We start from the raw sequence: 21,239 nt of genomic DNA on the forward strand, positions 1-21,239 counted from the left end.
CAATTATATTTACATCAAAGATTATTATTTTTTTAGACAAAATTTACATCAAATAAAATGAGTTAATTTAGACAAAATTTACATCAAATCACCTCTTTTTTTGAGGGGGGTCTTTTATATATTCTTTTTAAATTCTTTTTAAGTTCTTTTTAGGGGGTCGCCAGCCCACGCCCAGCAAGGCTTCCAGAATCTTTTGATGTAAGTTTTGTCTGTTTTTGATGTAAGTTTTGTCTGTTCTTAATGTAAGTTTTGTCTGTTTTTGATGTAAGTTTTGTCTGTTCTTAATGTAAGTTTTGTCTGTTTTTGATGTAAGTTTTGTCTGTTTAAAAAGTGATTTAGTGTAAGTTTTGTCTGTTTTGATGTAAATTTTGTCTGTTAAGACAATAAAAGCCCTTATCCTCTTTGGGATTTAGGGCTTTTTTTAGTGATTAAAAGTATTAAAAGAACAACTAGCCAACCGTCATAAAGATAAAACCATAAGGATGATATCATCAGCGATAAAATTAAAGCGATGACAAATAAAATTCCTGAAAGACAAGTTGTGATTTTGATAAATGATTTTTCTGCTTGAGATCTGGATTTAAACAAGTCAAACATCACAACTATTGAAAAAGCAAAGGCTGTGACAGAATTAATTAAGGTCACAGTATCAAACTGAAGGGTTAATACTTCAACGATTGCTGTTGCTGAAACAAGATTAATCAAAAGTGCTAGCAGGTATTGTGACTTGAAAGTTAACCAGTGATTATATTCTGTTGAACACCTAAGAAAAATGTAATTGCTAATAATAGCCCAGACAAACCCAACACTCTGCAAGCCACCATTTTTCGACAACGGGACAAAATGATCAATCACCACAAGTAGAGCAAGTCCGCCAATAATTAAAAAATTCCAGCGATAAAATTTTGAATTTTCGGCTTGTTTGTAAAGTTTGAATTCTTCGAATAGTCCCCAAAATATAATTAAAAGTATCCCCAAATTAAATAAGCTCAAAGGCTTAGCAAACAAAAATGTTATGCCAACTAAAATCAAACTGTTAAGACAGAAAAAACGAGTCATCTAAACATCTCCAATCTGCAGACAGACTAGCACTAAACCTAACTAACTTCAATATTATGTTGTAATATGATATATTCTACTATCACATAACATATTATTTTATACCATAATAAAAAACCCCGCTATCAGCGGGGTTTGGTGAGTTAAAATGTTAACTCATATTTAAGTCTTATAACAATACTTGGAGGAGTAAGAAATAAGAAATATAATAAGTGGCTTTCGCCACAATTGAATAGTAGTTCATTTAGACTTAAAAAGCAAAGATTAAATCTTATTATCGGTCATTATTGTAAGCAGCTAAATATTTTCCCGTCATAGATTGACTAGCGTCTTTCGCTTCTTTAGGTCTCCCAGTATATAGAATTTGTCCGCCATAAATACCAGCCTTTGGTCCAACGTCAATTAACCAGTCAGCTTGGCTCATAATTTCTAAATTGTGTTCAACAATAATCAAAGTATTGCCTTGATTAACTAAATCATCAAATAGTTGTTCAAGAACTTTAACGTCTTGCATATGCAACCCAGCTGTGGGTTCATCTAATAAGTAGACTGCCCCTTTGTTATTTAACTGATCAGCTAATTTCAGACGTTGAACTTCCCCACCTGAAAGCGTATCTAAAGATTGTCCAAGTGAAAGGTAATCTAATCCTACTCGCTTCATATTGTGTAATTTAGCGGCAATTTCTGGAATATCATCAAAGAAAGTTAAAGCATCAGCAATTGATAATTCTAAAACATCACTGATTGTTTTACCGTGGTAAAGATAACTCAAAGCTTCTTCATTATAGCGTTTGCCATGACATTCTTCACAGACTTGAATTACAGGATCCATAAAGGCCATATTCGTAATTTGGACACCTCGTCCTTTACATAGAGGACACTTCCCTTTGCCATTGTAACTAAACAAAGCACGAGATACTTTATTAGCTTTGGCAAAAAGTTTACGGATAGTATCTAAGATATCAAGATAAGTAGCAGAAGTTGAGCGAATATTAACACCAACAGCATCTTGTGTTAAGTCAATATAAGGATCAGTTAATTTTTGCTTGATGGCTTCGACTAAGGAGCTTTTACCTGAACCAGCGACGCCTGAGATAACCGTTTGAGCATTAAGCGGAATTTCGACAGAGACATCTTTTAAGTTATGGACTTTGACATCAGATAAAGTCAGTGTTTTTGAAATAGGACGATGATTAGGGAAAGTTAATTTTTGCTTAAGCATTTTACCAGTTAAAGTATCAGAGGCTAAAATTTCTTTGTAAGTACCAGAAAAAGTAACTTGTCCGCCCTCTTTTCCTGCTCTAGGACCCATTTCAAAAATATAGTCCGCAATTGGAATAAGCAAGGGATTGTGTTCAACAATTACAACGGTATTGCCTCGATCACGCAGTTTAATTAACGCTTTTTTGATAAGTTCAATATCATGTGGGTGAAGGCCAACACTGGGTTCATCTAAAATATAAAGCATATCGACTAACGCACTATTCATGAACTTTGCAATTTTTATCCGTTGAACTTCTCCACCTGATAAAGTATCAGTACTACGATCAAGTGTTAGGTAGGATAATCCAAGGTCAATTAAGGCTTCAATCTTGTTGCTAAGTTCACGGATTAAATCTTTAACAAGCGGTTGAGTAATCGTTTTAAGAAAAGCCATAACTTCATCAAGTGTCATGGCCAACACATCACTAATATTATGGTCGGTTATTTTACAGCTTAATGTTTTTTGATTGAGTTTTTGTCCTTGGCAAGTTGGGCAAGTTTTACGAGTCACAACTTCAGCAATCGCTTTTTTGTGATGTTGACCTTCACGACTCTCAAGAATTGAGCGTTTGATACGGGGGATAAGTCCTTCATAAAGAATTGAGTTATTCCATTCAGGTGCAGCATCTTTTAATTTTTGTTGAGGCGCATAAAGTAAATTATCGAGTTCTTCTTTTGAATAGTCTTTAATTTTTTTATCGTTATCAAAAAGTCCCGTTTGAGCATAACGTTTCCAACGCCAAGTATTAGGACCAAAACTAACGAAAGTAATCCCGCCTTCGTTTAAAGATTTATTGTAGTCAATGATCTTGTCAGGATTGATTTCATCCACATAACCCAGTCCTTGACAAGTTTCGCACATACCTTGAGGTAGGTTGAAAGAAAATGAATCAGAAAAACCAACCCAAGGTTCACCCACACGAGCAAACAACAAGCGAAGTAGTGAGTAGATCCCGGTGTAAGTTGCTAGTGTTGAACGGGGGTTTTTGCCGACAGCTTTTTGTTGGATGACGATAGCAACAGGTAAATTGTTAATTTGGCCAACTTCAGGTGAGCCGTATTTTGGCAGGTATTGTTGGGTAAAGCTTGGGAAAGTTTCATTCAACTCTCGTCTTGAATTAGCAGCGAGCGTGTCAAAAACAAGTGAGGACTTCCCTGATCCAGATAGGCCAGTAAAGACATTAATTTGATGTTTTGGAATTGATAAATTAATATTTTTTAAGTTATTTTGGTGAGCGTCTTTAATTTCAATAAAGTCTTGTGTCATATTGTACTCCTTACAAAAGTTTAGTCGCTTTCATTATAAAAGTCATAGTGAACAATGACAAATAATAGTGGATGTTAATCATCGACCGGTATAATTTGCTTGATTTTTAGTCCATTTGATGTGTTAATGACGTGCCAAATTTCGGTAAAACGTTCGATTTGGGCATTTTCAGCTTGAAGCTCGTTTTTATCTTTTGATTGATAACGATTTTCAAACCAATCCCTTGCTTGGCCGGTAATTAGTAGTTTTAATTGTGTGGGCTTTTTAGTTTTAAATTGCTTGACCTCAATTAAATTAATGTTATCGACATGGTTAATTTTGCCCAATAATTGCCAACGCATTATTAATCGCCATTGATTGAAGTAGTATCTTTTGGTCAAGCAAGAAGCTAGGGTTTTTTTGTCTTTTTTGTCCCAAGCTTCTTCAACTTCATAAAATAATTCTGTCACGTGCTTTTCAAGTTGTGGATCAAGCTCTATAGCTTGTCCCTTTTTCTTGAGCCATCTTTTGCGAGTTATTTTTTGTGAGAAGAAGGCTATAACTAATAAGCCTCCTAGTGCGGTACTATCATTATTAAAAGTGTAAGGTCCAACTTTCGTGTAGCCCAAAAAACTCCGGCTATCATAATCATCATTATTGCTACTAGTGGAAGTGTGGCTGCCACCGCCACCACTTCCACCGCCAACACGAGCCGAAACAGGTGTTGATTGGATAGTCAATAGTAGAAAAAGACTACTAATAATTAAGAGTAACCATGTTAGTTTTTTCATTATTCAAATCCTCCGTGAATCCGTTATTTCTTGAGTCGAAGCTACCACTAATTTAACAAGTGTGCAAATAGCAGTACGTAAACAAAAAAAGCCCCTCGATGTTAAGTCGAGGGACAGGTGTATGATTTTTAAGAAGTTTTCTCAACAGAGGTTGCTAACCCTGGTAATTCTCAAAGAAAGTGAATATCTCATCGAGCGAATCAGAAAAGAAGAGTTTTTGACGGTTTTCTTTTGATAAATAACCTTGAACAACCATATTGTCATACATTTCTTCCATAGGTGTATAAAATCCGTCGATATTGTAAAAGGCACAAGGGTTATTAACTTGACCTAGTATATGCCACGAATAAGCTTCTACAATTTCTTCTAATGTTCCCGCACCACCGGGCATGGCTAGACAATAATCTGATAGTTCTAGCATACGTTGTTTTCTGGTAGACATACTGTCGACGATTTCGGTATGTTGGGCTGCATCTTCAAAACCTTCTAAGTCTTTGAGAAACTTAGGCATGATTGCATAGACTTCGCCACCTTGATGTAGCACGCTTTCTGCAATGACGCCCATTAAACCAACAGTTCCACCACCATAAACAAGGTCAAACTTGTGCTTAATCATTTTTTTGCCTAGTGACATGACAGCGTCTTTATATTTGATATTATTACCAATCTTGGCACCGCAATAGACGGCTAAACGTTTATTTCTCATAATGTCATTCTTCTTTCAACTAGATATTCTTTAGTATACCGCTTATTAATGGAGTTAGTAAAAAATAAGGGTTTATTATTTAGGTGTTTTTAAAGTTGGAAGGTGCCTTTATGCGTGTGAGAAAAAGATAGCCTTCTTTACGTGTATTTATGGTATAACTGGATCACTCTCGCGTGTGCGAGAAAAAGAGAAAAAATATACAAAGTGCTAGAGTCTGATTAGGATCACTCTCGCGTGTGCGAGAAAAAGAAACCTGCACTAGAAGCATTTGCGTAGTACATAGGATCACTCTCGCGTGTGCGAGAAAAAGACTAATAGAATCCCATCAAATCAACGTTTCATTTTTTATAGTGTATCAAATTCAGTCACTTTTTACCAGTTACCGTTATGGTTAACTGGCGTAATCAACAAGGTTAATTTTGTCAATGAGTTCAAGTGGATTAATTTAGAAAAAATCACTATTAAAAAAACATCCAATAACATGGATGTTTTTTATTTTAGTACTAAACTTTCTCGCTACTTAAGAATTTAATTCCTTTGCTTCCAATATCAGTACGATAGTGATAAAAATCAGTATTAACCGATTTTTCTAAAGCACGATTGACTTTGCTTTGTGCATGGGCCAGGTTTTCATCGTGAGCAATCGCCATCAAAATACGACCACCTGAACTAACAAATTGATGATTAATTTCTTTAACACCAGCATAATCAATGGTAACGGTTTCATCAAAGATAGGTAGAGCTTGGCTATCTAAAACTTTTTTAGGATAACCAACAGAAGCGACGACACTCCCAATGTAAAACTCGTTATCTTGCCAGATAAGATGACTAGTGCGATTAGCCAGTAATGACGTAATGGCTTGACCTAAGTCTGATTCAAGTTGTGGCAGTACAACTTGTGTCTCAGGGTCACCCATTCGGACATTAAATTCAATCACCTGAATACCAGATACCGTTATAATTAATCCCGCATATAAAAAGCCAGTAAAAGGATGACCTTCTTTAACCATTTGTCTTAATACGGGTTTAATCACTTCATTAACCGCTTGTTCTTGAATAGAAGTTGTAATTTGAGGAACGGGACTGTATGCCCCCATTCCACCAGTATTAGGACCTTCATCGTTATCAAGTAAACGTTTGTGATCTTGTGAAGGTGGCATAGTCATCAATTGTTCACCATTAGCCATCACAAATAGTGAAAACTCTTCACCATCTAGGAATTCCTCAATTAAGATAGAAGAATGGGAACCATTTGTCAGTAATTCGGTTACAGCTTCATCAGCTTGTGCTTTAGTTTGGGCAATAATAACGCCTTTTCCTGAAGCTAGGCCATCAGCCTTAATAACAATAGGGAGAGATTGTGTTTTGAGGTAATCTTGAGCAGCTTCAACTGTTGTAAAACTTTGATGTTGAGCTGTTTTTACGCCAGCACGCTGCATAATTGATTTGGCAAAGTCTTTTGAACTTTCAAGTCTAGCAGCAGATTGTGTTGGACCAAAAATAGGTAAATCTTGTAGCTTAAATTCATCAACAATTCCTTTTGATAGAGGAACTTCAGGACCAACTAAGGTACAAGTTGCCCCAATTTCTTTAGCAAAAGTTGCCAAAGCTGAAACATCAGTTTCATTAATTGCGATTGTTGAAACGTTTTGTATCTTATTCATCATGGGATTTCCCGGTGCGACAAAAATTGTTCTATCAGGAATACGAGCTAGCAATTTAGCCATCGCATATTCACGACCACCAGACCCAACAATTAACCATTTTTCCATCATAAATTACTCCTCTATTTTCTTAGTTATTAATGTTTAAAGTGACGTTTTTCTGAAAAGACCATTGCAATTCCTAATTTATCAGCCATTGCGATTGAATCTTTATCACGAATACTCCCACCAGGTTGGACAATCGCTTTAATACCATGCTCTGCTGCATAGGCTACACAGTCATCCATTGGGAAGAAGGCATCTGATGCCATAATGGCATTTTCAAAATCAGGTTTTGATTGTGCATTTTGGATGGCGATTTTAGTAGAGTCAATTCTGTTCATTTGACCAGCACCTACACCTAATGTTTGAGTAGCTGTTGTAATCACAATGGCATTGCTTTTGACATGTTTAACCACTGTTTGACCAAATTCAAGAGCTTCAAGTTGGGCTTGTGTGGGTTGTGTTTTGGTAACCACTTCAAAGTCTGAGATAGATTCGTGGGCTAAGTCTTGGTCTTGAATTAAAGCCCCACCTAAAACAGAAACGAGGTCTTTTTCACAAGGGTCAATCGTTGAAAAGTCTAATTGAAGTAAACGTAAGTTCTTCTTCTTAGCTAATAGATCATAAGCTTCATCTGTAAATGAAGGAGCAATAATGATTTCTAAAAAGATAGCATGCATTTTTTCAGCGGTAGCTAAATCGACTTCACGATTTGAAACAATAATCCCACCAAAAATTGAAATTGGATCAGCATCATAAGCTTTTTGCCAAGCTTCTAAAACGGTTTCGGCAAGGCCTACACCACAAGGATTCATATGTTTTAATGCCACAACGGCAGGTTGGTCAAATTCAGCAGCAATACGAAGGGCAGCATCAGCATCACGAATATTGTTATAAGACAGCTGTTTACCATGAAGTTGTTTAGCATTAGCCAGTGAGTAAGGTTCTGCAATCGCATCTTTATAGTAGGCAGCTTTTTGGTGATTGTTTTCACCATATCTCATGTCATCTACTTTTTCATAAGTCACAGTTAATTTTTCTGGGAATTCTTCAGCCGTTAAGTAGTTAGCAATTAAAGCGTCATAAGCAGCAGTCTGTCTAAAAACTTTAGCCGAAAGGTGACGTTTAAATTCAATAGTTAGGTTGTCTGATTTAAGGCGGTCAATCACTTCATCATAATCACTCGGTTCAGTTACAACGGTCACATCCTGATAGTTTTTAGCGGCAGCACGGAGCATTGAAGGGCCACCGATGTCAATATTTTCAATCGCATCTTCATCGGTTACGTCAGGTTTTTGAATCGTTTCTTTAAAGGGATAAAGATTCACACAAACTAAATCAATCGGGTTGATGCCACTTTCTTTGATTTGAGCCATATGAGTGTCATTTGAACGTTGAGCTAAAATTCCCCCGTGAATCATGGGGTGTAGGGTTTTAACACGGCCATCTAACATCTCCTTAAATTGGGTAATCTCTTCAACGGCTGTTGCCTTAACATCGTGATTTAGTAGTGTTTTTAAAGTCCCACCGGTTGAAATGATGTCATAGCCTTGTGCAATTAGTTGGCTGGCAAAGTCAACAATACCTGTTTTATCGGATACGCTCATTAATGCTAATTTTTTCAACTTAAAGTTCTCCTTTTTCGATTAAATTACGGATAGTTTCGGGATAAAGTTGATGTTCAACTTTATGAATACGGTTTGCTAAATCTTCTAATTGGTCAGTTTGATAGCGAGGGACTTTTTGTTGGGCAATGATTTGTCCTGTATCAACACCTTCATCTACATAATGAATGGTAACCCCCGTTTCACTAACTCCTGCTTTAAAGGCATCACCAATCCCATCTTTACCGGGAAAATGTGGTAGATAAGCGGGGTGAATATTAATGATTTTTTGCGGGTAAGCTTCAAGTAAAGTCGGATGAATAATTTTCATGTAACCGGCTAATAAAATGAAGTCGATGTTGTGTTGCTTTAATTGGTTAAGTATTTGAGTTTCATAGTCTGTTTTATCCAGGCAATTTTTAAGCTCTAAGACAAATGTTTTAATTTGGTGATGATGTGCACGTTCAATAACTTTAGCCTGGGGTTTATCACTGACAACGAGTGCCAAGTTAATGGGTAGATTGGCACGTGCAATCGCTTCAAAATTAGAACCATTACCTGAAGCAAAAACTGCAACATTTGGTCTAGTAGATGATTTCAACGGGTTTGCCATGTCGATTTTCCACCTGACCAATTTCGTAACAACGATTACCTAAGATTGTTTTAACTTGTGCCACATTCTCAGGAGCAACTGCCATGATTATGCCTAGTCCCATGTTAAAAACAGAATCCATTTCTTCTTGTGAAACTTGCCCTGCTTGTTTTAGAAGATCAAAGATAGCAGGTTTTTGCCAAGTGCCATTTTGAACTTTAGCGGTTAAAGTATCAGGGATAATACGTTCTAGATTTTCTGTAATTCCGCCACCTGTAATATGAGCCACAGCATTAACTAAATTTTTTTCAAATAAAGGGTTAAGTTCATTGAAGTAGATTTTGGTAGGTTCCATCACGACATCAAGTAAGGTGCCGTTTAAGTCTTCACGATAAGTTGTGAGGTCTAAATGATTATCATCGATAATTTTTCGAACAAGTGAGTAACCATTTGAGTGAATACCACTTGAGGGTAATCCAATCAATACATCACCTGCATTAACGTTATCTTTAGTTAAAATTTTGCTTTTATCCACAATGCCAACTGCAAAACCAGATAAATCATATTCGTCCGTATCGTATAAACCTGGCATTTCCGCCATTTCACCACCGATTAAGGCCATGTTACCAAGCTTACAACCTTCAGCGATGCCATTTACAATTTCTTTCATGTTGTCAGGATCAAGCTTACCAACGCCGACATAATCTAAGAAGAATAACGGATTAGCACCTTGAGCTAAAATATCGTTTACACACATCGCAACTAAATCAAGCCCGATATTTTCATTACGATGATGTTGAAGTGCCAGCATTAATTTAGTTCCCACACCGTCTGTTCCTGAAATTAAAACGGGTTCTTTAATATCTTTTAAAACGTTTGTTAATTCATATTCAGCACCAAAGCCACCAAGATTAGCTAAAACGTTTTGATTATGAGTTGCTTTGACAATGGGCTTGATAGCATCAACAGCTTTTTCACCAGCTTTAATATCAACACCGGCTTTTTTGTATTGGTTAGTCAATTTTACGTTCCTCCATGTAAAGTCCTAGTTCTTCAGCTTTTTGATCAAATTCAGCTTGATAGTCATATAAAGGTGTTGGATAGTGACCATCGAAATAAGCGGTACATAATCCGTGATAGTCGTTATCACTTTTGAGATTAATAGCTTCAATTAAACCTTCAACACTCAAGTAACCAAGAGAATCGGCATCGATAATTTCTTTGATTTCTTCAACTGAATGATTAGCAGCGATTAATTCTTGGGTTGTTTGGATATCAATCCCATAAAAACAAGGGAATTTTAAAGCAGGGGATCCGATTCTGACATGAACTTCTTTAGCACCAGCATCACGAATTAATTTCACGATATATTTAATTGTGGTTCCTCGAACAATAGAATCATCAACTAAGACCACACGTTTATCTTTAACAACTGAACGAACGGCTGAAAGTTTCATGGAAACCCCGTTTTCACGTTTTTCTTGAGTGGGTTCAATAAAAGTACGGGCAACATATTGATTCTTAATTAACCCCATATCATAAGGAATACCACTACCTTCGGCGTAACCGCCGGCTGCAGATAAAGCAGAGTTTTGAACCCCAACTACAACATCAGCATCAACCGGATTTTCTTTGGCACATAAAGCCCCCATGCGTTTGCGAGCTTCGTGAACAGAAACATTACGGATAACAGAATCTGGACGTGCAAAGTAAATGTATTCCATTGAACAAATAGTTAAATTAGTATCGGTCGTAAAGTGATCCGTTGTAATGCCGTCTTGGTTAATGATGACCACTTCTCCGGGTTCAACGTCACGTACGTAAGTTGCATGAACCTGATCTAAAGCACAAGTTTCACTAGCAATCACATAAGAGCCGTCTTCACGTTGGCCAATAACCAGTGGTCTAAAGCCATTACGGTCAAGGGCAGCGATTAAGGTGTCTTCAGTTGATAGTAGAAAAGCAAAGCCTCCTTCAATTTGTTGGAGTGCTTCTTTTAGACGATCTAAAAAGTTTTCTTTTTGACTAATTTTGATAAGTTGTCCAAGGATTTCGCTGTCAGAATCAGAGTGGAAAACAGCACCTTTATCTTGAAGCTGTTTTTTTAAGGTATCTGCATTTGTTAAATTACCATTATGAGCGAGTGAAAAATCGGTAAAGTTGTCTAGGTGAAAGATAAAAGGTTGGATATTTTTAAGACCATGGCTGCCGGCTGTCGCATATCTCACATGACCGACACCAATTGAACCTTTTAGTGTTTTAAATTGTTCTTGGTCAGCAAAGACGTTAGAAATCAAACCCAAGTCACGCATGCGGTGCATCATTCTTTGGTCATCAGTGACTACCATGCCTGCCCCTTCTTGACCACGATGTTGCAGACTATGCAGTCCGTGATAAATTAGGCTAGCGGTGTCATCAGGATGTGAACCCCAAATGCCAAAAACGCCACATTCTTCATTTAAACTTTTTATTTCATTAGGCATGTTAGACTGTCCTTCCATGTGTCTTTCAAATCCGTCACGTTAGCTGTGAGGTGTTGGTCAGCAAGTTGGATATCCAACGTTTGGTCATTAGTTAACTCACCAATGAATGTTGCAGATTCCCCCATTAAGGTTTCGAATTCCGCTTTGTTTTCAGGTTTGATACTAATTACAAAACGACTTTGAGATTCTGAAAATAGTTGAGCAGCTGTTAAATCAAGGCTTCCTTTAAGTCCTAATTCACGAGCAAAGCTGCTTTCAGCAAGAGCAACGCCAAGACCACCTTCACTTAAATCGTGGGCACTTTGAACTAGGTCTTGCTTGATAGCTTGTGAGACTAATTGTTGATTGTGGCGTTCAGTTTCAAGGTTAAAGTGATCAAACGAGCCGTAAATTTCACCAAGCATCATTTTTTGGATTTCAGAACCACTGAAGTCATCAAATGTTTCACCTACAACATAAACTAAGTCCCCAGCAGATTTGAAATCTTGTGTCGTGATTGTTTGGTTGTCTTCAATTAAGCCAACCATTCCAATAACGGGTGTTGGGTAAATCGCTTTTTTATCCGTTTCGTTATAAAGTGAGACATTACCTGAGATGACCGGAGCATCAAAGGTTTGACAAGCTTTAGAAATTCCTTGAACTGATTGATCCATTTCATAAAAACGCTCATCGTTTTCAGGATTACCAAAGTTTAAACAATCTGTGATTCCAATAGGTGTTCCACCTGAAGCTACGATATTGCGAGCAGATTCACTAACGGCAATTTGTCCACCAATGTAGGGATCTAAGTAGATATAACGAGCATTACTATCCATGGTCATAGCAAGAGATTTGTTGGTATTTCGCACACGAACAACAGCAGTATCACTACCTGGAGCCACAACAGTGTTTGCTTGAACACGTGAGTCGTATTGACCAAAAACAGATTCTTTTGAAGCAACTGTTGGTTGGGCTAAAATCTCAGTTAATGTTTTTGACACATCAGTGATTTCTGGGACGAAGTTTGGACGTTGTTCTAGTAAGTGTTTTGGTTTTTGACCAACGTGTTCATATTCAGGAACATCATCTACTAAGCTTGAAGTTGGGATATCGCAGACAACTTCTCCTTGGTGAGTTAATGTGTAGTGACCATCATCAACAACTTCACCGATTGTGACCGCATCAAGATTATATTTTTTGAAAACATCAAAGATTTCTTGTTCGTGTCCTTTTTTAATACAAAAAACCATTCGTTCTTGTGATTCAGATAACATAATTTCATAAGGTGTCATATTAGCTTCACGTTGGGGAACCGCGTCAAGGTTAAGGTTTAACCCACTGCCAGCTTTTGAAGCCATTTCAGCAGATGAGGAAACAAGGCCACAAGCTCCCATATCTTGAATACCGACTAAAATATCTGAATGCTTATCAATGACCTCAAGACAGGCATCAACTAAAAGTTTTTCCATGAAAGGATCACCAACTTGAACAGCAGAACGGTTCAAATCTTCGCCATCACTGAATTCACTTGAAGCAAATGAAGCCCCGTTAATTCCATCGCGACCAGTTTTAGCCCCAACGTAGATAATTGAGTTTCCTTCACCTTTAGCAACACCAGATTTCAACTTATCTTTGTCCATTAAGCCGACACACATGGCATTAACTAAGGGATTACCGTCATAAGAAGCATCAAAAGCGATTTCACCACCAACGGTAGGTACGCCGATACTATTACCATAATGAGAAATACCAGCGACAACTTGATCAAGAAGATATTTGTTTTTTGGTGTCGATAATTCACCAAAACGTAAACTATCTAATAAAGCAATTGGTTTTGCTCCCATTGAGAAGATGTCACGGATAATACCACCAACCCCAGTAGCTGCTCCTTGAAAGGGTTCCACAAAGCTTGGATGGTTGTGACTTTCAGCTTTGAAGACAACGGCTTGGTTATCGCCAATATCTAAAACTCCTGCTCCTTCACCCGGACCTTGAAGTACGCGACTACCTTCAGTCCAGAATTTTTTAAGGACTTGTTTGGAATTTTTGTAAGAACAATGTTCACTCCACATACCTGAAAAAAGACCTGTTTCGGTGTAGTTAGGTAAACGTCCTAGTAATTTTTCGGAGATAATCGTATATTCTTCTTCTGTTAGGCCCCAGTCTAAGTAGACTTTTTGGTCTTTGATTTCTTGTGGTGATAGTTCTTGTCTAGTTAACACGAGTCAATTCTCCTTTAAAACTTTTTAGAATGGATTGGAACAAGAGAAGTCCTTCTTCACTTCCTAAAATTTCTTCAACTGCACGCTCTGGGTGAGGCATCATTCCTAAAACATTACCTGCTTTGTTCGTAATACCTGCAATGTCAGCACAACTACCATTTGGATTTTGGTCATAAGTAAAGACGATTTGATGGTTAGCTTTAAGCTCAGCAAGTTGAGTATCATCACAGTAGTAGTTCCCTTCACCGTGGGCAATTGGAATGTTAATGTGTTGATTTTTGTCATATAACTTAGTGAATAATGTATCGTTGTTCACGACTGTTAAAGGTTCAATAGCTGAAATAAAAGACATGCTAGTGTTGTGTTGTAATACACCTGGCAGTAGTCCGATTTCAGTTAGGATTTGAAAACCGTTGCAAACACCTAAAACAGGATGACCAGCATTAGCGAAATCTAGTAAAGCAGGAATGATGTTGGCAAATTTAGCAATAGCCCCACTTCTAAGGTAATCACCATAAGAAAAGCCACCAGGGATTAACGCGGCGTCAAAGCCCTCAAGACTGGTTTCGTCACATGAAATTATTTCGACTTCTTCTTTTAAAGCATCTTTAATTGCATAGTACATATCATAATCGCAATTTGAACCCGGAAAACTAATAACAGCGAATTTCAAGATTAGCCCTCAACTTTCTCAACAGTAAAACGGAAGGTTTCCATATTTTCATTAGCCAGCAATGATTCACAGATTGAACGTGTTGTTTCTTCTGCTTGTTCTTTTGAGTCACTTGTTAAAGTGGCTTCGAAGTATTTACCTGCAGTAATATTTTCAACGTCTTGGTAGTCCAAGCGGTGAAGGGCATTTTTAATTGCTTCACCTTGTGGGTCTAAAATAGATGCTTTATGAGTCACGTGGATTTTTGCAAGATACATGTTTTTTCCTCCAAGAATTAATTAATTAACTTCAGCTTCAAGACGAGCGAGAACGGTTTGGTAACCTTCAATAATATCGCCAAGTTTTTTTCTGAAAACGTCTTTGTCCAATGATTGTTTGGTGTCTTTATCAACTAAACGGCAAGAATCAGGTGAAATTTCGTCACCGAGCACGATGTTGCCTTCTGCATCAAAGCCAAATTCAATTTTAAAATCGACTAGTAAAATATTGGCCTTAATAAATAAATCCTTTAAAAGCTGATTAATTTTGAACGCAGTCTGACGGAGTTCTTCAATTTGATCTTCGGTCACAATTTCAAGTGCAAGAATTTGATCATTGTTCATAAATGGATCATCAAGCTCATCACTTTTAAGACAGAACTCTTGAACAGGTTGTTTTAACTCTGCCAAATAGTCTGTGCCGAATTTCTTTTGAAAACTACCAGAAGCTAGGTTTCTAATAATCACTTCTAAAGGAATCATGTTAAGTTTTTGATTTAATTGTTCTGTTTCAGATAATTGTTCGATGAAACAAGTTTTGATGCCGTTTTTTGCAAGGTAAGCAAAAATCAAACTAGAAATACGATTGTTCAACTGGCCTTTTTGGTCAATATCTTCTTTACGTTTGCCATTTAAGGCTGTTGCATGGTTGGTGTAAGCTACTTTGATAATGTTTTCATCATCAGTAGTGTAGAGTTTTTTGGTTTTACCTTCTGAAATTAATGTCATCTTTACTTCTCCAATTAGTTGAATTTTTTGATTAAATTTAATAGTTCTGCAGCATTGTCGCCGACAACGGTAATGTGTCCCATTTTACGTTTGTCTTTAATTTGGTCTTTACCATAATCATGGAAATGCCAATCAGGGTTGGTTACTAAGCCTTCACGTGCAGTCGTTAAGTCATCACCTAAAAGGTTCACCATAACCGCGTGTTGGTTCAGTGTGATTTGTGGTAATTCAAGTCCACAAATACTTCTGATATGAGCTTCAAATTGTGAGATGTTGCAAGCTTCAATAGTATAGTGACCAGAGTTATGTGGTCTTGGAGCGAGTTCATTAACGAGTAATTGATCGTTTTTTAAGACGAAAAATTCAATTCCTAAGACGCCAGATAATGCTAATGAGTCAGCAATTCTTTCAGCAATATCAGCTGCTTTTTGATGAACTTTATCTGATAAGTTAGCCGGTACAACACTGGTATGTAGGATGTGGTCACGATGGGTATTTTCACTGACAGGGAAGGTTTGAATTTTACCTGTGAAGTCACCGGTTACCATAATTGAAACTTCTTTGACAAAATTCTGACGTTTTTCAAAAATCCATTCGGTTTTTTCAAGTTCTGGAAGCACCGTTTGAATGTCAGCTTCACTATTTAAGTCAAATTGACCGTGACCATCATAACCACCCTCGGTGGTTTTTAGGATGCCGGGAAATCCAACTAGTAAGATAGCTCGTTCTAAACTTTCTTGGTCAGTTACACGAGCATAAGGCGTAACTGGTAAATTATTTTCAGTTAAAAAGTTCTTTTCACGTAAACGATTGCTACTGATAATTAATTCATCAATATGCTGTGGAATATGAGTTAAGTGAGCTACTCGTTGTAAGTTTGTTTGATCTACATTTTCAAATTCATAAGTGAGTACGTCTGACTTTTCAGCAAGTTCACGTAAGGCATCTTGATCAGTGTATTCAGCAACGATTTGAAAATCAGCAACTTGGCTAGCTGAAGAATCAGGTGTGGGGTCTAAAATGCCGACTTTATAGCCCATTGATTTAGCGGCTAGTGTCATCATTTGCCCAAGTTGACCACCACCGATAATTCCGATAGTTGCCGGGGGTAAAATTTTACTGGTAAAGCTGTTCATTACTTTCAATAGCCTCCTTAGATTGTTTGGCTCTAAATGCTAGTAAACGGTCGTAAGTTTGAGTGTCAGAAATGGCAATCATTTCAGCTGCCAAAATAGCGGCATTTTTAGCACCAGCTTTACCAACTGCAACAGTGGCAACTGGGACACCGGCTGGCATTTGAACAATTGAAAGCAACGAGTCAACACCGTTTAATGCCTTCGTTAGCACAGGAATGCCAATAACGGGGATAGCAGTATTAGCAGCTAGCATGCCGGGTAAGTGAGCAGCTCCTCCAGCCGCAGCAATGATAACGCTATAACGTTCGTCTTTTGCGCTTTGTGCAAAATCTTGTAACTCTTGTGGCATGCGATGAGCAGAAATTATTTTTTTGTCATAATCAATTTGGAGTTCAGTTAACATATCGGTTGTATCTTTGACAACAGGCCAATCTGAGATAGAACCCATAACTAGTGCAACTTTCATAATCATTCGGTTTCCTTTCCTTTTGTAATTAAACAATAACAAAACACTTACTTATCGTCAAACAAAAAACGAACATTTTTAAAATTTGAGTTTAAAAATGTTCGCAAATAATTAAAAATGGATATAAAAAAGCATCGCTTAAAAACAAGCGATGCTAATTAGCCAATGGCTTCTTTCGTTTTTTGTTTAATAAAGTCAGCTGAATATTGTAATTTTTCTAACTCTTCTTCGGTCAAATCAAGTTTAGTTGAAGTAACGACACCGTTTCGGCCAACGATGACAGGATAAGATAAGTAAACACCATATTCTTCCCGATAATTTGAGACACAAAGTTCTTCATTAGCATCTGATAAAATTGCTAAAGCAGCACGAACACCAGCAGTAGAAACACCGTAATTAGTATAATGTTTACCACTAAAAACAGTATAGCCCCCGACACGAGCTTCTTGATCAATTTTATCTAAATTGAGATTTTTTTCTTTAGCGATTTCAGTAATAGGTTGTCCTAAAGCAGTAACTGTTGACCAAGCAGCAAACTGAGAATTACCGTGTTCACCTAAATTGTAGCCACTTACACAACGAGAATCAATATTAAGATTTTTAGCGACTGCACGTTTCATACGAGCTGAATCAAGCAATGTTCCTGTTCCGATAACTTGGTTTTTAGGTAATCCGGTCACTTCTTGGAATAATCCTGTAATAACATCAACAGGGTTGGTAATGACAACTAGCACGCCGTTAAAACCAGAAGCTTTAATTTTTGTGCCGACATCTTTAACTTTTTCAACGTTTCCTGGCAATTCAATAAAACGATCGCCGTTAGATACAAGTTGAAGTGAAATATCACCAATTGCAGAAATAATAACATCGGCATCTTTCAGACTGTCGTAGTCGTTAATTGTGATGTTGGTATGAAAAGGCAAGTTAGGCATGGCTTCTTCAAAATCAACTGCATCAGAAGTAACCTTGGCTTCATTTTTATCGATTAGGACAAGGTCATCGGCATAACCTCCAGCTACAATATAGTGAGCTGCAGCTTCACCAACATTTCCCATCCCAATAATTCCGATTTTTCGTGACATAATTATCCAGCTCCTAAAAATTAAAATTTTAATAATAAAATCATTATAACTTAATAACATGTAAAATCAAATAAAAATCCGCTGACGACCAAGTGAAAAAAGTGATAGAATAACTAGGATATTAACAATAGGAGGCATTAAGATGCGACAACTTAGAATTTATACTTTAGCCGATGCTAAAAGTGCAAAAACATACTTTGAAACTCATTGGCAACGTCATATTAGCAGTTTAGCTAAATACCATATCCAAGTCGCAAACGTTCACTTGGAAGTTCAACCCAATAAAGACCAGCAAACACGTGTTTTTGCGACCGTTTTTGCTGATGACCGCTATGATTTGAATCAACTGAACGATGATTATATGAAAAGTCAAGAGTTCCACGATGATATGGTGGGATTTGATATGAGCAAAATTGTAAATGTTGAAACCATTGACTTGAAACCTTTTAATGAAGTTGGTTTGATTTAATGAAAGCATATATCTTACCTATCTTACTGCTCTTAATCAGTGTATTTAGTTTAATCCTGACTGATCGTAGTTTCTTTTGGTTAATCATTGCTTTACTAGGCGTGGTTTTCGCTATCTGGGAAATTTACGATTTAATCAAAAAACGTCAAGAATAATACCGGGCTTGCCCTATTTTCACCTCCTTATGATAAGATGAATCATATTAAGGAGGAGAGAGTATTGGGCAAGTTTTTTAAATATTTAGGGATAGTCATAGTGGTGATTATCCTAATTGCATGTTGTATTGCTTTAGTTAATACCCTATACCACAATCAAAATATGGAGAAAAAAGAACAAACAATAACGACTACACAAGATATCAAGCAATTGAAAGTGTCATCACGCTATCACGTTGAGATTAAGTATGGTGATGATTATCATTTAGTGGCTTATACTGACAAAAATAAACAACCAATTGTTGAAAGCAATCAAGATCAATTGACAATTACGACACCAAACAGTTGGTTTGGTAAACTATTTTCAGGATTAAGATTTGGGAATCCACCTGATTATATTGAATTAACCCTGCCAAGAGAAACCCAGCTGGATAACTTTGATTATCATGGTCAAAATGGGTTGAGTTTGCCTCAGATATTCAAAACACAGTCAGCTAAACTATCAGCACAATTTGGTGATGTAACATTGGCAGATTTGCAAGCTAATAACGTTGATATTTCGCTGCAGTTTGGTAATGTTAGTCTGAAGAATGCGACATTAGTTAACCTCAATAATTCTGTTCAATTTGGAAATGTGTCGGTTAAAGATACTAAGGCCAAAAGTATTGAAGGATCGGTTCAGTTTGGTAATCTCGAAGTATTAAATCAAACTACTTTAAGATATGACAAGATGAAATTTGAAACGCAATTTGGTAATATCAAATTAGATAACCTAAGCGTACCGCAGTTAACGACTTCAGCTATTTTTGGTGGTATTACAAAAAATAAAGTAACAGAGCAATAAAAAAGCATAATATAATATATTATGCTTTTTTATGTTATGTTATAATAGATAATACTCTATTAAAGGAGCTAGTAAAGAATGACAAAACCTGTTATTAAGCTATCGCATGTTCATATACCAAATCGACTCGATATTAGTAAGCAAGAAATCACCATTAATCAAGGAGATAAAGTGGCGATTTTAGGTCAGCCTGATGCTGGTCAAACTGCCATTTTTGATAGTTTACTTCAGCAAGTAACTTATTCAGGGACGATCGATTGGCAAATCCCAATGAATCAATTAGGGGTTTACTTTAACCATAATGATTATCCTAGTCCCAGCCGACTCAAAGTGAAAGAACTGGTGAAGTTGGTGCTTAAAAAACCCCAACGTACTTTAAAACAATTCTACGAAGATAACCAATTAGTAGACATAAAAAATGAAATGTTACAGAACTTAACGGAACTTGAAAGCCGTCACTTGACGTTAACCCTAGTTCTAGCTCAGGAGCCAGCTGTTTATTTGATTGATGGGTTAACAACCGAACTAGATACTGCTAGTCGCCATCAATTATCGAACCAACTTATTCAAGCTACACAACAGTAAACAGTTTTAAATGCAACATATTACTTTGATGAAGTTGAAAATTAGGCGACAAAAGTTTGGCTAATTCATCAAGGGCAGTCGCTATTTTTTGGTGAAAGAGAAGCATTTACAGCAAGATATCAGCACTACTCCTATCTAAAAGTTAGCTACAACCATTTGCCAGATGAACTGATTAACCAGATTAGTAAGCAGGCTATATTGTTGTCGAATCAAGGGGATATTTTTGTCGATTCTGAAGCCAAAGTAGACGTTATTTTAAAATTGTTGATGCAACACAAACAGTCGTATCAATTGTATCAGCAAAATCTGCAAACCACCTTTTTATTAGCAATTCGACAACAGGAGGAACAACACGCATGATGTGGTTAAGTTTTAAACAGAAATTACGCAACCCCTTTTTAGTACTTGGGGGACTGATTGTGCCTTTGCTAATTTTCATTACACGGGTTAATGCCGTCGGGAATTATCAAGTACGTCCTGATCAAAATTTTTCAGACCTCTATATTGCTGTACCGCTGATGAGTGGTATTTTGGCAATTGCTCTGTTAGGCATGTCCATTTTACTAGCACAAAGGCAAAATGATGCGGTTATTAGGCGACTAAAATACTTTGGTATTTCAAAAATAACTTATTTTCTATCAGAAATGGTGGCTTATTTAGGATTGGTGGTCTTAGGTATGATTATCACCACTACCGTAGGTGTAATCTTTTTCAAGCTCCATCTACCTGCTATCTTCAATTTACTATCATTAATGCTCCATCTGATTTATGCTGGACTTCCCTTTATGTTGTTAGGTATCTTAATAGCTCAATTGGTCAAAAAAAACAAGTTATACAGTTATTCTTAACTTAGTGATTTTGCTTGGCCTTTATCAGGTAATGGGCATCTTTCAAACGCCATCAGTTGTGATGATTGATCAGCAATTTCTCACTTATTCGTGGCCTTTAACCAGTATCACACACTATGAGCTATACCCGATTTGGCTTAATCATCTGTTAGTCCAAAGTAAGTTCTTGGTAATGACCACTTTACCAGTTCTTGGACTGGGAATACTTAATATATTAGTTTATTTAATCAAGCAATCAAAACGTCCTTAGTTACTGGGGGCGTTTTAATTTTTAGTTAGGAGTTATCGTTCTATAAAAGATATGATAAACTGTTAGATATCTAACTTATTTTGATACTGAGGAG

Annotated in this window: 22 protein-coding genes; 6 read left to right on the forward strand and 16 right to left on the reverse strand. The window is 36.9% G+C overall.

Features of this window, described 5'->3' with window-relative positions; all coding sequences use genetic code 11:
- Window positions 1–393: 393 nt before the first annotated feature.
- The 16 genes from R4Y45_RS06360 to R4Y45_RS06435 all read right to left on the reverse strand — a co-directional run bounded on the left by R4Y45_RS06360 (window position 394) and on the right by R4Y45_RS06435 (window position 17,994).
- The gene (locus R4Y45_RS06360) at window positions 394–1,059 is read right to left on the reverse strand and encodes a hypothetical protein (RefSeq protein WP_339970342.1); all 666 of its coding nucleotides are present in this window, start codon (window positions 1,057–1,059) and stop codon (window positions 394–396) included.
- A 274-nt stretch (window positions 1,060–1,333) separates the two neighbouring features.
- On the reverse strand, window positions 1,334–3,589 hold the full coding sequence (locus R4Y45_RS06365) for an excinuclease ABC subunit UvrA (RefSeq protein ID WP_339970343.1): 2,256 nt from the start codon (window positions 3,587–3,589) through the stop codon (window positions 1,334–1,336).
- Between the two features lie 74 nt (window positions 3,590–3,663).
- A complete protein-coding gene (locus R4Y45_RS06370; protein ID WP_339970344.1) occupies window positions 3,664–4,359 on the reverse strand; it encodes a Tim44 domain-containing protein in 696 nt (231 codons plus the stop codon).
- Between the two features lie 154 nt (window positions 4,360–4,513).
- Window positions 4,514–5,065 carry an LOG family protein gene (locus tag R4Y45_RS06375; RefSeq protein WP_339970345.1) on the reverse strand — a complete coding sequence of 184 codons (552 nt, stop codon included), beginning with the start codon at window positions 5,063–5,065 and terminating at the stop codon, window positions 4,514–4,516.
- Window positions 5,066–5,568: 503 nt separating this feature from the next.
- On the reverse strand, window positions 5,569–6,840 hold the full coding sequence (gene purD, locus R4Y45_RS06380) for a phosphoribosylamine--glycine ligase (protein WP_339970346.1): 1,272 nt from the start codon (window positions 6,838–6,840) through the stop codon (window positions 5,569–5,571).
- A gap of 26 nt (window positions 6,841–6,866) precedes the next feature.
- The gene (gene purH / locus R4Y45_RS06385; RefSeq protein WP_339970347.1) at window positions 6,867–8,396 is read right to left on the reverse strand and encodes a bifunctional phosphoribosylaminoimidazolecarboxamide formyltransferase/IMP cyclohydrolase; all 1,530 of its coding nucleotides are present in this window, start codon (window positions 8,394–8,396) and stop codon (window positions 6,867–6,869) included.
- Between the two features lies 1 nt (window position 8,397).
- Window positions 8,398–8,988 carry a phosphoribosylglycinamide formyltransferase gene (purN, locus tag R4Y45_RS06390; RefSeq protein ID WP_339970348.1) on the reverse strand — a complete coding sequence of 197 codons (591 nt, stop codon included), beginning with the start codon at window positions 8,986–8,988 and terminating at the stop codon, window positions 8,398–8,400.
- Window positions 8,960–9,988 (reverse strand): phosphoribosylformylglycinamidine cyclo-ligase, encoded by a 1,029-nt coding sequence (purM, locus tag R4Y45_RS06395; protein WP_339970349.1) that lies wholly within the window; start codon window positions 9,986–9,988, stop codon window positions 8,960–8,962. The genes purN and purM overlap by 29 nt, the downstream gene beginning before the upstream one ends.
- The gene (gene purF, locus R4Y45_RS06400; RefSeq protein WP_339970350.1) at window positions 9,981–11,450 is read right to left on the reverse strand and encodes an amidophosphoribosyltransferase; all 1,470 of its coding nucleotides are present in this window, start codon (window positions 11,448–11,450) and stop codon (window positions 9,981–9,983) included. The genes purM and purF overlap by 8 nt, the downstream gene beginning before the upstream one ends.
- The gene (purL, locus tag R4Y45_RS06405) at window positions 11,435–13,651 is read right to left on the reverse strand and encodes a phosphoribosylformylglycinamidine synthase subunit PurL (protein ID WP_339970351.1); all 2,217 of its coding nucleotides are present in this window, start codon (window positions 13,649–13,651) and stop codon (window positions 11,435–11,437) included. The genes purF and purL overlap by 16 nt, the downstream gene beginning before the upstream one ends.
- On the reverse strand, window positions 13,641–14,327 hold the full coding sequence (purQ, locus tag R4Y45_RS06410; RefSeq protein WP_339970421.1) for a phosphoribosylformylglycinamidine synthase subunit PurQ: 687 nt from the start codon (window positions 14,325–14,327) through the stop codon (window positions 13,641–13,643). The genes purL and purQ overlap by 11 nt, the downstream gene beginning before the upstream one ends.
- Window positions 14,327–14,581: a phosphoribosylformylglycinamidine synthase subunit PurS gene (purS, locus tag R4Y45_RS06415; protein WP_339970352.1), complete on the reverse strand. Its 255-nt coding sequence runs from the start codon at window positions 14,579–14,581 to the stop codon at window positions 14,327–14,329. Before purS ends, purQ begins: the two co-directional genes overlap by 1 nt.
- Before the next feature lie 21 nt (window positions 14,582–14,602).
- Entirely contained in the window at window positions 14,603–15,310 is a 708-nt protein-coding gene (gene purC, locus R4Y45_RS06420; protein WP_339970353.1) for a phosphoribosylaminoimidazolesuccinocarboxamide synthase, read from the reverse strand.
- 14 nt (window positions 15,311–15,324) lie between these two features.
- A complete protein-coding gene (gene purK / locus R4Y45_RS06425) occupies window positions 15,325–16,446 on the reverse strand; it encodes a 5-(carboxyamino)imidazole ribonucleotide synthase (RefSeq protein WP_339970354.1) in 1,122 nt (373 codons plus the stop codon).
- Window positions 16,427–16,915, reverse strand: a complete 489-nt coding sequence (purE, locus tag R4Y45_RS06430; RefSeq protein ID WP_339970422.1) for a 5-(carboxyamino)imidazole ribonucleotide mutase — start codon at window positions 16,913–16,915, stop codon at window positions 16,427–16,429. Before purE ends, purK begins: the two co-directional genes overlap by 20 nt.
- Window positions 16,916–17,070: 155 nt before the next feature.
- Window positions 17,071–17,994 carry an L-lactate dehydrogenase gene (locus R4Y45_RS06435; protein WP_339970355.1) on the reverse strand — a complete coding sequence of 308 codons (924 nt, stop codon included), beginning with the start codon at window positions 17,992–17,994 and terminating at the stop codon, window positions 17,071–17,073.
- 142 nt (window positions 17,995–18,136) lie between these two features.
- On the opposite strand from R4Y45_RS06435, the gene R4Y45_RS06440 reads away from it, so the two are divergent.
- The 6 genes from R4Y45_RS06440 to R4Y45_RS06465 all read left to right on the forward strand — a co-directional run bounded on the left by R4Y45_RS06440 (window position 18,137) and on the right by R4Y45_RS06465 (window position 20,895).
- The gene (locus R4Y45_RS06440; protein WP_339970356.1) at window positions 18,137–18,463 is read left to right on the forward strand and encodes a P-loop NTPase family protein; all 327 of its coding nucleotides are present in this window, start codon (window positions 18,137–18,139) and stop codon (window positions 18,461–18,463) included.
- On the forward strand, window positions 18,463–18,618 hold the full coding sequence (locus tag R4Y45_RS06445) for a hypothetical protein (protein WP_339970357.1): 156 nt from the start codon (window positions 18,463–18,465) through the stop codon (window positions 18,616–18,618). The genes R4Y45_RS06440 and R4Y45_RS06445 overlap by 1 nt, the downstream gene beginning before the upstream one ends.
- A gap of 64 nt (window positions 18,619–18,682) precedes the next feature.
- A complete protein-coding gene (locus R4Y45_RS06450) occupies window positions 18,683–19,462 on the forward strand; it encodes a DUF4097 family beta strand repeat-containing protein (protein WP_339970358.1) in 780 nt (259 codons plus the stop codon).
- 78 nt (window positions 19,463–19,540) lie between these two features.
- On the forward strand, window positions 19,541–20,047 hold the full coding sequence (locus tag R4Y45_RS06455; RefSeq protein WP_339970359.1) for an ATP-binding cassette domain-containing protein: 507 nt from the start codon (window positions 19,541–19,543) through the stop codon (window positions 20,045–20,047).
- A 201-nt stretch (window positions 20,048–20,248) separates the two neighbouring features.
- Window positions 20,249–20,407 carry a hypothetical protein gene (locus R4Y45_RS06460; RefSeq protein ID WP_339970360.1) on the forward strand — a complete coding sequence of 53 codons (159 nt, stop codon included), beginning with the start codon at window positions 20,249–20,251 and terminating at the stop codon, window positions 20,405–20,407.
- On the forward strand, window positions 20,404–20,895 hold the full coding sequence (locus R4Y45_RS06465; RefSeq protein ID WP_339970361.1) for a hypothetical protein: 492 nt from the start codon (window positions 20,404–20,406) through the stop codon (window positions 20,893–20,895). Before R4Y45_RS06460 ends, R4Y45_RS06465 begins: the two co-directional genes overlap by 4 nt.
- Window positions 20,896–21,239: the final 344 nt, after the last annotated feature.

The organism is Holzapfeliella saturejae (assembly GCF_037546065.1).
GTDB classification, from domain to species: Bacteria; Bacillota; Bacilli; order Lactobacillales; family Lactobacillaceae; genus Holzapfeliella; species Holzapfeliella saturejae.

Excerpts from the sequence above, each read along its gene's own strand:
- R4Y45_RS06360 (WP_339970342.1), bottom strand. The coding sequence starts at position 1,059 with ATGACTCGTTTTTTCTGTCTTAACAGTTTGATTTTAGTTGGCATAACA.
- R4Y45_RS06365 (WP_339970343.1), bottom strand. The coding sequence starts at position 3,589 with ATGACACAAGACTTTATTGAAATTAAAGACGCTCACCAAAATAACTTA.
- R4Y45_RS06370 (WP_339970344.1), bottom strand. The coding sequence starts at position 4,359 with ATGAAAAAACTAACATGGTTACTCTTAATTATTAGTAGTCTTTTTCTA.
- R4Y45_RS06375 (WP_339970345.1), bottom strand. The coding sequence starts at position 5,065 with ATGAGAAATAAACGTTTAGCCGTCTATTGCGGTGCCAAGATTGGTAAT.
- purD (WP_339970346.1), bottom strand. The coding sequence starts at position 6,840 with ATGATGGAAAAATGGTTAATTGTTGGGTCTGGTGGTCGTGAATATGCG.
- purN (WP_339970348.1), bottom strand. The coding sequence starts at position 8,988 with ATGGCAAACCCGTTGAAATCATCTACTAGACCAAATGTTGCAGTTTTT.
- purF (WP_339970350.1), bottom strand. The coding sequence starts at position 11,450 with ATGCCTAATGAAATAAAAAGTTTAAATGAAGAATGTGGCGTTTTTGGC.
- purS (WP_339970352.1), bottom strand. The coding sequence starts at position 14,581 with ATGTATCTTGCAAAAATCCACGTGACTCATAAAGCATCTATTTTAGAC.
- purC (WP_339970353.1), bottom strand. The coding sequence starts at position 15,310 with ATGACATTAATTTCAGAAGGTAAAACCAAAAAACTCTACACTACTGAT.
- purK (WP_339970354.1), bottom strand. The coding sequence starts at position 16,446 with ATGAACAGCTTTACCAGTAAAATTTTACCCCCGGCAACTATCGGAATT.
- R4Y45_RS06435 (WP_339970355.1), bottom strand. The coding sequence starts at position 17,994 with ATGTCACGAAAAATCGGAATTATTGGGATGGGAAATGTTGGTGAAGCT.
- R4Y45_RS06440 (WP_339970356.1), top strand. The coding sequence starts at position 18,137 with ATGCGACAACTTAGAATTTATACTTTAGCCGATGCTAAAAGTGCAAAA.
- R4Y45_RS06445 (WP_339970357.1), top strand. The coding sequence starts at position 18,463 with ATGAAAGCATATATCTTACCTATCTTACTGCTCTTAATCAGTGTATTT.
- R4Y45_RS06455 (WP_339970359.1), top strand. The coding sequence starts at position 19,541 with ATGACAAAACCTGTTATTAAGCTATCGCATGTTCATATACCAAATCGA.
- R4Y45_RS06465 (WP_339970361.1), top strand. The coding sequence starts at position 20,404 with ATGATGTGGTTAAGTTTTAAACAGAAATTACGCAACCCCTTTTTAGTA.